13 protein-coding genes and 2 tRNA genes are annotated in these 12,655 nt (G+C 76.8%); 11 read left to right on the top strand and 4 right to left on the bottom strand.

Annotation, left to right across the window (positions count from 1 at the left end; translation table 11 throughout):
• The first annotated feature begins 46 nt into the window (after positions 1-46).
• Positions 47-119 (top strand) — tRNA-Leu (locus tag VER05_RS07105).
• A gap of 40 nt (positions 120-159) precedes the next feature.
• On the opposite strand, the gene VER05_RS07100 is transcribed toward VER05_RS07105, so the two are convergent.
• Complete coding sequence (locus tag VER05_RS07100) at positions 160-927, bottom strand: YidC/Oxa1 family membrane protein insertase (protein ID WP_324844681.1); 768 nt, start codon at positions 925-927, stop codon at positions 160-162.
• Positions 928-1,081: 154 nt separating this feature from the next.
• Positions 1,082-1,372, bottom strand: a complete 291-nt coding sequence (locus VER05_RS07095) for a DUF6412 domain-containing protein (RefSeq protein WP_324844680.1) — start codon at positions 1,370-1,372, stop codon at positions 1,082-1,084.
• Between the two features lie 122 nt (positions 1,373-1,494).
• Here VER05_RS07095 and VER05_RS07090 point away from each other — a divergent pair, with 122 nt between their 5' ends.
• From VER05_RS07090 to VER05_RS07045, 10 genes are all read left to right on the top strand, one after another.
• Complete coding sequence (locus VER05_RS07090) at positions 1,495-2,049, top strand: hypothetical protein (protein ID WP_324844679.1); 555 nt, start codon at positions 1,495-1,497, stop codon at positions 2,047-2,049.
• A 100-nt stretch (positions 2,050-2,149) separates the two neighbouring features.
• A tRNA-Gly gene (locus VER05_RS07085) sits at positions 2,150-2,221 on the top strand.
• 112 nt (positions 2,222-2,333) lie between these two features.
• Entirely contained in the window at positions 2,334-3,752 is a 1,419-nt protein-coding gene (locus VER05_RS07080) for a PQQ-binding-like beta-propeller repeat protein (RefSeq protein ID WP_324844678.1), read from the top strand.
• Between the two features lie 37 nt (positions 3,753-3,789).
• Complete coding sequence (locus tag VER05_RS07075) at positions 3,790-4,584, top strand: alpha/beta hydrolase (protein WP_324844677.1); 795 nt, start codon at positions 3,790-3,792, stop codon at positions 4,582-4,584.
• A 237-nt stretch (positions 4,585-4,821) separates the two neighbouring features.
• Positions 4,822-7,122: a bifunctional diguanylate cyclase/phosphodiesterase gene (locus VER05_RS07070; RefSeq protein WP_324844676.1), complete on the top strand. Its 2,301-nt coding sequence runs from the start codon at positions 4,822-4,824 to the stop codon at positions 7,120-7,122.
• Between the two features lie 181 nt (positions 7,123-7,303).
• Entirely contained in the window at positions 7,304-7,933 is a 630-nt protein-coding gene (locus VER05_RS07065) for an ANTAR domain-containing response regulator (protein ID WP_324844682.1), read from the top strand.
• 303 nt (positions 7,934-8,236) lie between these two features.
• Entirely contained in the window at positions 8,237-9,502 is a 1,266-nt protein-coding gene (locus VER05_RS07060) for an ABC transporter substrate-binding protein (protein ID WP_324844675.1), read from the top strand.
• A 141-nt stretch (positions 9,503-9,643) separates the two neighbouring features.
• Positions 9,644-10,021, top strand: a complete 378-nt coding sequence (locus tag VER05_RS07055; protein ID WP_324844674.1) for a VOC family protein — start codon at positions 9,644-9,646, stop codon at positions 10,019-10,021.
• 72 nt (positions 10,022-10,093) lie between these two features.
• On the top strand, positions 10,094-10,447 hold the full coding sequence (locus VER05_RS07050; protein WP_324844673.1) for a DUF2277 domain-containing protein: 354 nt from the start codon (positions 10,094-10,096) through the stop codon (positions 10,445-10,447).
• Between the two features lie 329 nt (positions 10,448-10,776).
• The gene (locus VER05_RS07045) at positions 10,777-11,115 is read left to right on the top strand and encodes a MazG nucleotide pyrophosphohydrolase domain-containing protein (RefSeq protein ID WP_324844672.1); all 339 of its coding nucleotides are present in this window, start codon (positions 10,777-10,779) and stop codon (positions 11,113-11,115) included.
• Between the two features lie 162 nt (positions 11,116-11,277).
• Here the strand turns inward: VER05_RS07045 and VER05_RS07040 are convergent, their stop codons facing one another.
• Together VER05_RS07040 and VER05_RS07035 are read right to left on the bottom strand one after the other, a co-directional pair.
• Positions 11,278-12,126: an ABC transporter ATP-binding protein gene (locus VER05_RS07040; RefSeq protein ID WP_324844671.1), complete on the bottom strand. Its 849-nt coding sequence runs from the start codon at positions 12,124-12,126 to the stop codon at positions 11,278-11,280.
• On the bottom strand, positions 12,123-12,655 hold a 533-nt coding region (locus VER05_RS07035), incomplete at its 5' end, for an ABC transporter ATP-binding protein (protein WP_324844670.1). The genes VER05_RS07035 and VER05_RS07040, both read right to left, overlap by 4 nt.

Genomic DNA, 12,655 nt, shown 5'->3' with positions numbered 1-12,655 from the left:
CCGGGGCGGCCGGAGGCCCGGCCGCGCGCCGGTAGCCTGGTGCGGCGCCCCGATAGCCCAACGGCAGAGGCAATCGGCTCAAACCCGATCCAGTGTGGGTTCGAATCCCACTCGGGGCACACCGCAGCCAGCGCGCGCGTCCGCACGGCGACGCACACGTCACCCGTCCAGCGGGAACCGCCGGCGCAGCACGCGCCGCTGGGCGTAGGTCCACCACACGGTGACCAGCAGGTACAGCCCCGCCGCCAGCGGCACCACGCACGCGACGCCCGCGGTGAGGAACTGCAGGGCGCCGAGCGCCCGCCGGGCCCCGGGGCCGGCGAGCGGGTTCGCCGCGCCCGCCCCGGCCGCCGGCACCGCCAGCGCCCCGCCCGGCGCCACCGCCCGCCGGGTCAGCTCCCCGACGGCCGCGATACCGGCGACCAGCACCGCGAACACCGCCAGCACGGCCACGGACGCCGTGCCGCCCGCCACGGACCCGACCAGCCCGGTGCCCAGCGGCACCCCGAGCAGCGTGTGCCCGAGCAGGTCGTTGCCGTGCCCGGCGATCACCGGGTGCACGAACACCGCGTACACGATCCCGACGACCGGGGCCTGCGCCAGCACCGGCGGGCAGCCCGCGAACGGCGAGGTGCCCTCCTCGGCGTACAGCGCCAGGGTGGCGCGCTGCAGCGCCGCGTGGTCGTCCCGGTGCCGCCGCTGCAGCGCGGCGAGCCGGGGCGCGAGCCGGGCGCGGGTGCGCTCGCCCTTCGCCTGGGCGACGCCGACGGGGATCAGCGCGGCGCGCACCGCGAGGGTGACCAGCACGACGGCGGCGGCCGCCGCGCCGGCGCCCGCGAGCGGTTCGAGCAGGTGGGTCAGGCCCATGAGGGCGCGGTAGGCGGCGTCGAGCACGGCGGCGACGGGGGGCAGGGCGAGCAGGTCCATGGTGGGAGTCCTCGGTCGAACGGCGGGGGAGGCGTTCGCCGACCTCCCCGCGCCGGCGCACGGACCCGGCCGGGGACCCAGGACCGCGCGGGCGCGCGTCAGGGCGCGCGGGGCGGTCGGGCCGTCGACGGGCCGCGGGTCGCGGCGGGGGCGATCAGCCGAGGAGCAGGCCGGGTGCCCGCGGACGCGCGCGCCCCGGTGCGTCCGGGTCGTTCTGCGTCACCACCGGGCGCAGGTCCAGCGCCTCCGCCACGCGTCGGGCGGCGCGCGCCGGGGCCGTCGCGAGCACGACGGCGCGCGCCCCACGGGACAGCAGGGACAGCGCGGCGGCCGCGAAGGCCGTGGCGCCGACGAGCAGCAGCGCCGACGTCAGCGTGCCGGTGCCGAGCAGCACCGCGAGCGAGGCGGGGACGTCGCGGAGGAGCGTCAGCAGCGCGTCGAGCACGTGCGTCCTCCGTCCCGGCCGTGGTGGTGCGGCCCAGGCTACGCCCGCGCGGTCGTCGCCCGGGCGGGACCGGGACGTCGTTTCCCCGGACAGCGCGGGTCCCGCACCGCCATGCTGGCCCGATGGGGTCCCGCCGCTCGTCCGTCCTCGCCGTCCTGGTCGCCTGCGTGCTCGGCGGCGCCGTGGGGGCCGCGGTGGCCCGCTGGGTGTTCCACGAGGACGCGACCTCCGCGTGGGTGATCGCCGGGACCGCGGCGCTCGCGGCGGGGATCGGCGACGCCCTGTCGGGGCCCCTCCAGCGGCGCCGGGCGGCCACCGGCGCGCGGACGGGACGGTTCGAGGGGTCGGTGCGGTCCGCGTCCGCGGGCGGGGGCACCGGCCTCGGCCCGCGCTGGGTGGGCGCCCGGCTGGACGTCGACGACACGGGGGTCACCGTCGTGCGGCTGGTGGCCGGGATGCGGCCGCTGCGCCGGCAGCCGGTCCGGCTGGCGGTGGACGGGGTGCGGCGCACGGGCCGGCGCACCGGGCGGGGGGACGTGCTGCGGGTGGCGCCGGGCCTGGAGATCCTGGCGGTCGACGCGCCCGGCGGCACGGTGGAGGTGGCGGTCGAGGCGCCGTCCGCGGACCACCTCGTCGAGCGGCTGGCGGCGATCGGCGGCCCCCGCGCGACACCCTGAGCCGCCGGCGAGGGCGCGGCGCGGTTTCGCGAAAGCCCCGCGCGCCCTGTACTGTCCTATCTCGCCTCGCGGCCCGGGAACGGGCCGAGGACGAGGCCGTGCGGACGTGGCTCAGTGGTAGAGCATCACCTTGCCAAGGTGAGGGTCGCGGGTTCGAATCCCGTCGTCCGCTCCGCGAGCGCAGCGCCCGGGCACCTGGTGCCCGGGCGCTGCGTCGTCCCCGGGCCGGCCACGACGCGGGTGAACCCGCCCCCGCCCGGACCCGCCCCGCCTAGGGTGGGCGCATGGGGGCGGGACGCATGGCCGACGTGCAGCTGGAGGACGCCGACGGCCCCGCCCCGCCCGACGCCCCGGCCCCCGAGCCGGCCCGCGCCCGCCGGGCCCGCGCCCTGCTCCGCCGCTGGTGGCCGCTGCCGGTCGCCGGTGCGGTGGCCGTCGTCGCGTGGCAGGTCGCCGCCGACGCGCGGGCCGAGTCGGCCGCCGAGGCCCTGCGCGCGACGCCCGGGGTCATCTCCTCGACCGTCACGGCCCCGCTCGACGCGACCTGGGTGGCGTCGCCGGAGCTGGCGTCGGCGCTGTACGGCGGGGTGCGGACGCCGTCCGGTCTCGTGGCGGGGCTGGTGCCCGGGGACCCGTCCGAGCCCGTCCGGGTGCACGGCGTCGACCCCGCGACCGGCGCGGAGGTCTGGCGCGTCGACGTGGCCGACCCGCCGGCGGACCTGACCACCCGGGACCTCGGCTGCGAGAGCGGCACCGACGGGCCGGCGCGCACGCTGTGGTGCGTGCTCACCGACTACGGGGCGGAGTCCGGCGAGCCGACGTCGACCCGGCTGGTCGAGGTGCACCTCGGCGACCACGCGGTCCGCACCGAGCGCGACCTCGACCCGGGCGCCGCGGCCACCGTCGTCGGGGGCACCCTCGTGGTCGGCACCCCGGGCGAGGACGCCGTCCGGCTGGTCGCGACCGACGCCGGCACCGAGGAGCCGCGCTGGGCCGCCGACGTGCCGGCCCCGCTCGCCCCGGGTCCGGTCAGCGCCTGGCTCACCCGCGCCGGCAGCCACGTGCTGGTGTCGGCGGCCGGCGCCACGTGGGCCGTCGACGCGGAGACCGGGAGCGTGCAGGCGGGCGGGTCGGGCGTCGGCGTCGTGCGCGGCGACCGGCTCGTCGAGCAGCTGGGCTCGAGCCGCACGCTGCTGCTCGGCACCGACGGCACAGGGACGGGGGAGGCGGACGGGCAGGTGCAGCTGATGGCGCCCGACGACGGCTCCGCACCCGGCGTGCTGGTGGTCGAGGTCGCCGACGGCTCGCTGCAGCGCCTGCTCCGCGGCGTCGACGCGACGACGGGGGAGGTGCTGTGGGAGCGCCCCTCGGACGGGATGGCGCCGACCAACCGCGTGCTGCTCGACGGCGTGCTGTACGGCGGCGGCGGCACGACGCTGTGGGCGGTGGACGCCGCGACCGGCGAGGAGCGGTGGACCGCGGAGGGCGGGATGCTCGACGACTACCGGCTGATCACCGACGGCGTGCACCTGCTGCGCGTCGAGCGGTCGCCGGACGACGGCGGACCGGTGCTCGCGGCGTACGACCTCGGGAGCGGTCGCGCGGCGTGGACCACGCCGCTGCCGCCGGGGGTCGACGGCGTGTGGACGCAGGCCGGGTACCTGTACGGGCAGGGCGAGGACGGCGTGGTCGTGCTCCGCTGAGGGGGCGCGGGCTCGGCCGGGGACGGGGGTGCGGGGCATGGAGGTCACGACGCACGGGATCGCGGTGCACCACGTCGCGCACGGGTCCGGCCGGCCGGTGGTGGTGCTGCACGGCGCGGGGGTCGACCACCGGGAGGCCGAGGCGTGCTTCGAGCCCGCGCTCGCGGCGGCCGGCGGGCTGCGCCGGGTGTACGCGGACGTGCCGGGCCACGGCCGCACCCCGGCGCCGCCGGCGCTGCGGTCCGAGGACGACGTCGTCGACGTGCTGACCGGGTTCGTCGAGGTGGTGGCCCGGGAGGCGGGCGGCGGGCCGGTGCTGCTCGTCGGGCACTCGGCGGGCGCGCACGACGCCCGGGGGATCGCGTCCCGGCGCCCCGACCTGGTCTCCGGGCTGGCGCTGGTCTGCCCGCTGGTCGCCGGCGGCCACGACGTCCCGGCGCACGCCCCGGTCGTCCGGGACGACGACCTCGGGGACGCGGAGTTCCGCGGCTACTTCGTCGTGCAGACGCCCGCGATGCTCGACCGGTACCGGCGGTTCGTCGAGCCGGGGGCGGCGCTCGCGGACGCGGCGGCCAACGCGCGGATCGGCGAGCGGTGGGAGATCACCGGGCCGGACGACCCCGACGCGGCGCCGTACGCCGGCCCGGTGCTCGTGGTCGCCGGCCGCCGGGACTCGTTCGTGGGCTACGCGGGGGCGGTCGGGCTGCTGGGGCGGTACCCGCGCGCGACGCTCGCGGTCGTCGACGAGGCGGGGCACGCGCTGCCGCACGAGCGGCCCGCGGTGCTCGCCGGGCTGCTGGCCGACTGGGTCGAGCGCGTCCGCGGCGCCTGACGGCGGCGCCCGTCCGCGGTGCCCGGCGCCGCACCCGGCCGCGGCGCGCGCTCCGCCGATCACCCGCGCCACCAGCCGATTCACCCGCTCCCGGGTCGCCCCCGACGCGCGGTCGGGCGCATGCTCGTCGTGCATCGAGCGGACGGTGCGTCCCCGGGCGGTCGACGACGGTGGCCCGGGGCGCCGGTGGCGCCGCCGGGCGCGCTCCTCGCGACCGTCCGCCACCAGGAAGCCCCGATGACCCCCACCCCTCCCGGCCGCGCCGCGCGCCGCCGGACCCGCTCCGCCGCGCTGCTCGCCACGGCGGTCGCGCTCGCCGCCGTCGCGCTGGCGCTGCGGGGACCCGCGACCGTGGCGCTGACCGCGACCGCGTCGGCCGCCGCGGCGCTCGCGGGCGGGTTGCTCGGGGGCTCCGCCCGGCACCGGGACGGCGACCACGTCACGTGGCGGTGGGCGGCCGTGGCCGCCTGGGCGCTCGCCGGGGGCCTGGCGGCCGAGGCGGTGCTGGCGTCCGCCGGCGGGCCGCGCGGCGCCGCGTTCACCGCCGGCGCCGTGCTGACCGCCGCCGCGCTCTACCACGGGCTCGTGCACTGGAACCGGATCCGCACGGCGCTGTCCGACCCCGGCGACTGGCTGAACGGCGTCAGCGCGGGCGCGGCCCTGCTGTCGATCGGGAACCTGCTCGTCGGCGCCGCGCCCGGCAGCGCCGCGTGGTGGGCGGCCCAGCTCGGCCTGGTCCGGCTCGCGGCGCTGCTGGTCGCCCTGGGCACCGCGGGCACCGTGCTGGCGATCGCCGGCCTGCGGCGCGACCTGCGGGCGTGGGCGCTGGCCGCCGGCCTCGCGGTGGTCGCGGGCGTCGAGCTGGCGGCGCTGCTCCGCGGGCCCGGGGCGGCGCCCGGCGCGGTCGTCGTCGTCGCCTGGGCGGGCCTGGTGCTGCTCACGGCAGTGCTCCGGGTCGGCCGGGCGCGCGCGCTCCCGCCGCAGGAGGCGGCGTCGCAGGACACGACGCTGGGCGCCCTGGTCGTGATGGCTGGGGGCGTGGTCATCCTGGTCGTGGACGCGCTGGTGCCCGGGGACCAGCCGGTGTCGTCCGCCCTCGCCGCGGTCGCGGCGGTGGGCGGGGGCGCCCGGGTGCTGCGGCTCGTGCGCGACCTCGCGCAGCTGGCCGCCGTGCGGCAGGAGGCCCGCACCGACCCGCTGACGGGAGTGGCCAACCGGCGCGCGCTGGTGGAGCACGTCCGCGCGGTCGCGGCGGGCCCGCGCGGCGCGCTCCTGGTGATCGACCTCGACCGGTTCAAGGAGGTCAACGACCGGTTCGGGCACGCGGTGGGGGACGGCGTGATCCGCGCGGCCGCCGCCCGGCTGGCGGGGACGGTCGGCGGCCGGGGGCTCGTGGCGCGGCTCGGCGGCGACGAGTTCGCCGTCGCCCTCGGGGACGCCGACGCGGACGACGCGGTGGCGCTCGGGCACGAGCTGCGGCGCGAGCTGACCCGGCCGATCGGGGTCGAGGGCCGCGTGGTCCGGCTCGAGGCGAGCATCGGGGTCGCGACGACCGCCGTCGGCGCGCGCGCCGCGTCGGGCCTGCTGCGGTGCGCGGACGCGGCGATGTACGACGCCAAGGCGGCCGGCGGCGGCGTGCGGCTGTACGACCGGGAGTCCGACGCGCGGGCGCGCGACGAGCGCGAGCGGGTGGACGCGCTGCGCCGGGCGCTCGAGGCCGACGGCCACCCGCGCGACGGGCGGATCACCACGCACTTCCAGCCGCAGGTGGACGCCGCGGACGGCCGCGTCGTGGGGGCCGAGGCGCTGGTGCGCTGGGAGCACCCCGAGCGCGGGGTGCTGCCGCCGTCCGCGTTCCTCGGGCTGGCCGAGGAGCACGGCCTCGTCGGGCGGCTCACCTGGCACGTCCTCGACCAGGCCACCCGCGCGGCGGCGGGCTGGGCGGCCGAGGGGCGCCCGGTGCGCGTCGCGGTGAACCTCTCCACCTCCTGCCTGGGCGAGCCCGGGCTCGTCGGGATGGTCGACGACGCGCTCGCCCGGTCGGGGCTCGCCCCGGGCGGTCTCGTGCTCGAGATCACCGAGACCACGCTGATGGACGACCCGGACCGCGCGATCGAGGTCACGCACCGGCTGGCGGACCGCGGCATCGGCCTGAGCATCGACGACTACGGCACCGGGTACTCGTCGCTGGCGTACCTGAACGACCTCCCGGCGGAGGAGCTGAAGCTGGACCGCTCGTTCACCGCCCGCGCCCTCGCCGACCCCCGGACGCGGGCCATCGTGGCCGGCACCGTCGAGCTCGCGCACCACCTCGGCCTGCGGCTGGTCGCGGAGGGCGTCGAGGACGCGGAGACGGAGCAGCTGCTGCGCGAGCTCGGCTGCGACCGCGTCCAGGGGTACCTCCACGCGCGCCCGATGCCGGCGGACGCGTTCGGGCGGTGGCTGCGGGCGCGCCCGGCGGGGCCGGGGGCTCCCGTGACCCCGGCACGACCCGCGGCGGTCCCGGGCCCGCGCGGGGCGGTCGACGGCGCGGCGTGACGGGCGCCGGGCGCGATGCGGACCCGCACCGCATTCGCTACCGACCGGTCGGCGTGCGCAGGTTCACAGGCGGGGGAGCGCGCCCGGAGCCGTCGAGGTCCTAGAATCTCTCCTCGTGAGCACCCAGGACGCGACGCCGAGCGGCGACCCCCAGGCCGCCGAACCCACCCTCGACCTCGACATCCCGCAGGCCCGTGCGGCCGAGCAGGCGCCCGAGGCGGCCGCCAGGCCGGCCCGCCGCGCGGTCGTGGCGGAGGACGAGGCCCTGATCCGGATGGACGTCGTCGAGACGCTCCGCGAGGCGGGCTTCGACGTCGTCGGCGAGGCGGGCGACGGCGAGCAGGCCGTGGCGCTGGCCACCGAGCTCAAGCCGGACGTCGTCGTCATGGACGTCAAGATGCCCGTGCTCGACGGCATCTCCGCGGCCGAGCGCATCGCGAAGGCGCACCTCGCGCCCGTCGTGCTGCTCACCGCGTTCTCGCAGACGGAGCTGGTCGAGCGCGCCCGCGACGCCGGCGCGATGGCCTACGTCGTCAAGCCGTTCAGCCCGGCCGACCTGCTGCCGGCGGTGGAGATCGCGATCTCCCGCTACGCGCAGATCACCGCGCTCGAGTCCGAGGTCGCCGACCTCGCCGAGCGGTTCGAGACCCGCAAGCGCGTCGACCGCGCCAAGGGCCTGCTCATGACCAAGATGGGCCTGACGGAGCCGGAGTCGTTCCGCTGGATCCAGAAGACGTCCATGGACCGCCGCCTCACCATGCGCGAGGTCGCGGACGCCGTCATCGACCAGGTGGGCGGCGGCGCCTCCTGACGCCCGCGTCCTGAGTCTCCCCGAGGCCCGGCCCACCGCACGGTGGGCCGGGCCTCGTGCTGTCGGGGGGGCTTGTCCTGTCCAGGATGTGATCCACGCCACACTTCGTCGGCGTGTCGTGCCACGATCCGCGTCTTCCCGAGGGAAGGTCACGAATCGGCACCGGTCATCCGGTGTGACATGCACGACACGCGGCGGACACACGGGGCGCATACCTTCACGGCCACACACCGCCGGTGGCACGACCCCCGGCATCCGGCCGGGGCTCCCGGCAGGCAGTACTCACCGACAGGAGTACCACGCATGATTCGTACGACACATGCCGTCCAGGCGGCAGCCCTCGCGGGTGCCGTCGCGCTCGTGCTGACCGCGTGCAGCAGCGGCGACGACGGCGGGTCGGGCGGCGACGAGACGGCGGACGGCGACGCCGGCCCGCTGATCATCGGCACCCTGCTGCCCCAGACCGGCACGCTGGCGTACCTCGGCCCGCCGGAGATCGCGGGCGTCGACCTGGCGGTCCAGGAGATCAACGAGGCGGGCGGCGTCCTCGGCTCGGACGTCGAGGTCATCCACGCGGACTCCTCGGACGCCGACCACGCCGAGGTCGCGACCCAGTCGGTGACGGACCTCATCTCGCAGGACGTCCAGGTCATCGTCGGCGCGGCGTCCTCCTCCGTGACGCTCAACGTCGTCGACGACATCACCGGAGCCGAGATCGTGCAGATCTCGCCGGCGAACACCGCGACGTCGCTGTCGGGCTACTCCGACTTCTACTTCCGCACCGCGCCGCCGGACACCGTCCAGGGCGCCGCGCTCGGCAACCTCATCACCGGCGACGGCCACGCCAACGTCGGCATCCTGGTGTTCAACGACGACTACGGCACCTCGCTGCGCAACGTCGTCAAGACCACCGTCGAGGACGCGGGCGCCACGGTCGTCTACGGCAACGAGGGCGAGGAGTTCGACCCGGCCGCGAGCAGCTTCGCGACCGACGTCACCGCCCTCATGGCGACCAGCCCCGACGCCGTCGTGGTGCTCGCCTTCGAGCAGACCAAGCAGATCATCCCCGAGCTCGTCGCCGCGGGTGTCGACCCGGCCACGATCTACATGGTCGACGGCAACACGGCCGACTACTCCGCGGACTTCGACCCGGGCACGCTCGAGGGCGCGCAGGGCACCATCCCGGGCGCGTTCCCCAGCGACGACTTCCAGGCGCGCCTCAAGGAGGTCGACCCCGCGCTGACGGACTACGCCTACGGCCCCGAGTCGTACGACGCGACCATCCTGGCGGCCCTCGCGGCCACCAAGGGCGGCGGCACCGACGGCGCCACCATCCAGGCCAACATGGCCGCGGTGTCGGGTGCCGACGGCGGCGAGGAGTGCACCACGTTCGCGGACTGCGTCGAGCTGCTCGACGCGGGCGAGGACATCCAGTACGTCGGCCAGGCCGGCGTGGGCCCGTTCAACGAGGACAACGACCCGTCCTCCGCGTTCATCGGCGTGTACAAGTACGGCGCCGACAACAAGAACGTCTGGGTGAAGGCGGTCGAGGGCTCCGTCGGCGAGTGACGACGGCGGCCCGAGCCTCCGGCCGGAGCAGGGGACCGGCCTGAAGGGCGGGCGAGGGCCCGGGACGCGTGCGGCGTCCCGGGCCCTCGGTCGTCCCCGGCGGGCGAGGGCGGTGTCGGCGGTCGGGCGTAGCGTCCGGGCATGGACTACCGACTGGAGCTCGTGCAGGTGCCCGTCTCCGACGTGGACCGGGCCAAGGACTTCTACACGCAGCGCGCCGGGTTCGTGCTCGACCACGACCACGAGGTCGGCGGCGGCATCCGGTTCGTGCAGCTGACGCCGCCCGGCTCGGGGGCGTCCATCGCGATCGGGACCGGGCTGACCACGATGCCGCCCGGGTCCGTCGAGGGGCTGCAGCTCGTCGTCGCGGACATCGACGCCGCGCGCGAGGAGCTCACCGCCCGCGGGCTCGAGGTGGGCGAGGTGCAGGACTTCCCGTGGGGGCGGTTCCTGTTCTTCGCCGACCCCGACGGCAACCGGTGGGCCGTGCAGCAGATCGTGTACCCGTCGGGCGGCTGAGTCGCGCCCGGGGGTCGACCCGCGCCGCCGGGGGTCTTCCCGGGAGGCGGGGGCCGACCTACCGTGGGCGGCATGTGCCGGAACATCACCACGCTGCGGGGCCTCGAGCCCGCCGCGACCGACGAGGAGATCGTGGCCGCGGCCCGTCAGTTCGTCCGGAAGGTCACCGGCGTGCAGTCGGTGAGCGCCGCGACGGCCGAGCCGCTCGACCGCGCGGTCGACGAGATCGCCGCCATCGTGACGCGGCTGCTCGACGAGCTGCCCGAGCGGCGGCGGCCACCGGCGACGGTGCCGCCGCTGCGCCGCCCGGAGGTCCGGGCGCGCCTGGGCATGCCCCCGTTCGACGAGGACGGCGAGCACGCGCACGAGCACGAGCACGCGCACGAGCACGACCACGAGCACCCGCACGACCACGTGCACGCCTGACCCCGACCGCCGTCGCCCCGCGCCGAGAGGGTAGAAAGCGAGCCGAGTGAGTAACCGGCGGCTACTCACTCGGCCCGTTTCCTGCACACTCGCGGTCCGCTGTCCGCCGGTGGACGCCCCGGCCGCGCGGCTCAGCCGGCGGGCAGAGCCCCCGGCGGCGCCGGGGGAGTGGCCCACGAGCAACCGCACGAGCACGTGCACGCCTGACGCCGACCGCCAGTTCGCCGGTTCCGCGCCCAGCGGCGCTGCGCAACCGGCGAACTCGCGCGCAGCCGGCGAACTCGCCGGGTCCGACGGTGGGAGCCGGAACGGGCCCACCAGGTGGCTCGGTGGACCAGCATGGGGCGATGGAGCTCAAGGAGATGCAGGCCGAGGCCCTGGCCGTACGTGCGCGCTACGCGGCGTGGGAGACCGAGCGCTACGGCCGGCCGTGGACCCGGGAGGAGATCGCGTTCGGGTTCGTGGGCGACGTCGGCGACCTGGCGAAGCTGGTGCAGGGCAAGGCCGGCGTGCGCCCGCGGGACGACCTCGACGCCGCCCTCGCCCACGAGCTGGCCGACTGCCTCTGGTCCGTGCTCACCCTGGCGGACGCCTACGACGTCGACCTGGAGGCGGCGTTCACGCGCACGATGCGCGACCTCCGCGCGCACCTGGACGCTCCGCGCTGAGCGCGCCGACCGCGCCCCGTCAGCGCGGCCCTGCCACGCCGAGTGCCTATCGAACGTGTCGAGTGCCTATCCGGCGGGTAGGCACTCGACACGTTCGATGGGCATTCGCGGTCAGCCGGCCCGAGGGGTCGGCCTGTCCGCCGGAGGTCGGCCGTGCCCGGCTCAGCCGGCGGGCGGCGCCGGGGGCGCAGCGGCGGGCGGCGACGCCGGGCGGTCCGCCGCGGCGGCCTCCACGTCCGTCGCCAGCGTGCCGAGGTACAGCTCGATCACCTTCGGGTCGTGCATCAGCTCCCGCCCGGGCCCGGAGTAGGCGTTCGACCCCTGGTCCAGCACGTACGCCCGGTCGCAGATCTGCAGGCAGCGCCGCGCGTTCTGCTCGACGATGACGATCGACACCCCGGCCTTGTTGATCTTCCGGGTCCGCAGGAACGTCTCGTCCTGCCGCACCGGCGACAGGCCGGCGGACGGCTCGTCGAGCAGCAGCACCGACGGGTCCATCATGAGGGCCCGCGCCATGGCGACCATCTGCCGCTCGCCGCCGGACAGCGACCCGGCGCGCTGCTTGCGCCGCTCGCCGAGCACCGGGAACAGGTCGACGATGAAGTCGAACCGCTCGGCGAACCGCTTCGGGGCCTGGAAGAGACCCATCTCCAGGTTCTCCTGGATCGACAGCGACGGGAACACGTTGTTCGTCTGCGGGACGAAGCCGACGCCGCGCCGCACCAGGGAGTCGGCGCGGTGGTTGGTGATCTCCTCGCCCTTCAGCACGACGGAGCCCGACCGGATGGTCACGAGCCCGAACAGCGCCTTGAGCAGCGTCGACTTGCCGGCGCCGTTCGGGCCGATGATGCCGACGAGCTCGCCGGGGTGCACGACCAGGTTGCAGTCGTTGAGGATGTTCACGCCCGGCACGTAGCCGGCGACCAGGTCGGTCGCCGCGAGCAGCGGCTCCCCGGCGGGCGCGCCGCGGTGGACGGTCGAGGGGTCGGACCCCTGCACGGCGGTGCTCATCGCGAGCCCTCCTCGGTCGTCGGGGAGGCGGCCGCCGCGGCCGCCGCCTGGTTCGCCTGCTCCTCGGCCTCGAGCTGCTCGATGCTGCCGTCGTCCAGCAGCGCGTCGTCGCCGAGGTCGGTGTCGTGGTGCGCGCCGAGGTAGGCGTCGATGACGGCCTGGTCGGCCATCACGTCCTCGGGCGGCCCCTCGGCCACGATCCTGCCCTCGGCCATCACGACCACCCAGTCGGAGATGTGCCGGACCATGTGCATGTCGTGCTCGACGAACAGGACCGTGGTGCCGTCCTCGCGCAGCGCCTGGATGTGCCCGAGCAGCGACTGGGTGAGGGCCGGGTTCACGCCGGCCATCGGCTCGTCGAGCATGACCATCGTGGGCTTCGACATCAGCGCGCGCGCCATCTCGAGCAGCTTGCGCTGGCCGCCGGACAGGGACCCGGCGTAGTCGTCGCGCTTGGCGTCGAGCTTGAACCGGACCAGCAGCTCCTCGGCCTGCTCGGTGATCTCCTTCTCCCGCGCCTTCCACAGCG

Source organism: Cellulomonas sp. (assembly GCF_035634735.1).
GTDB lineage: Bacteria > Actinomycetota > Actinomycetes > Actinomycetales > Cellulomonadaceae > Cellulomonas.
This window is presented reverse-complemented; position numbering and strand designations above follow the sequence as displayed.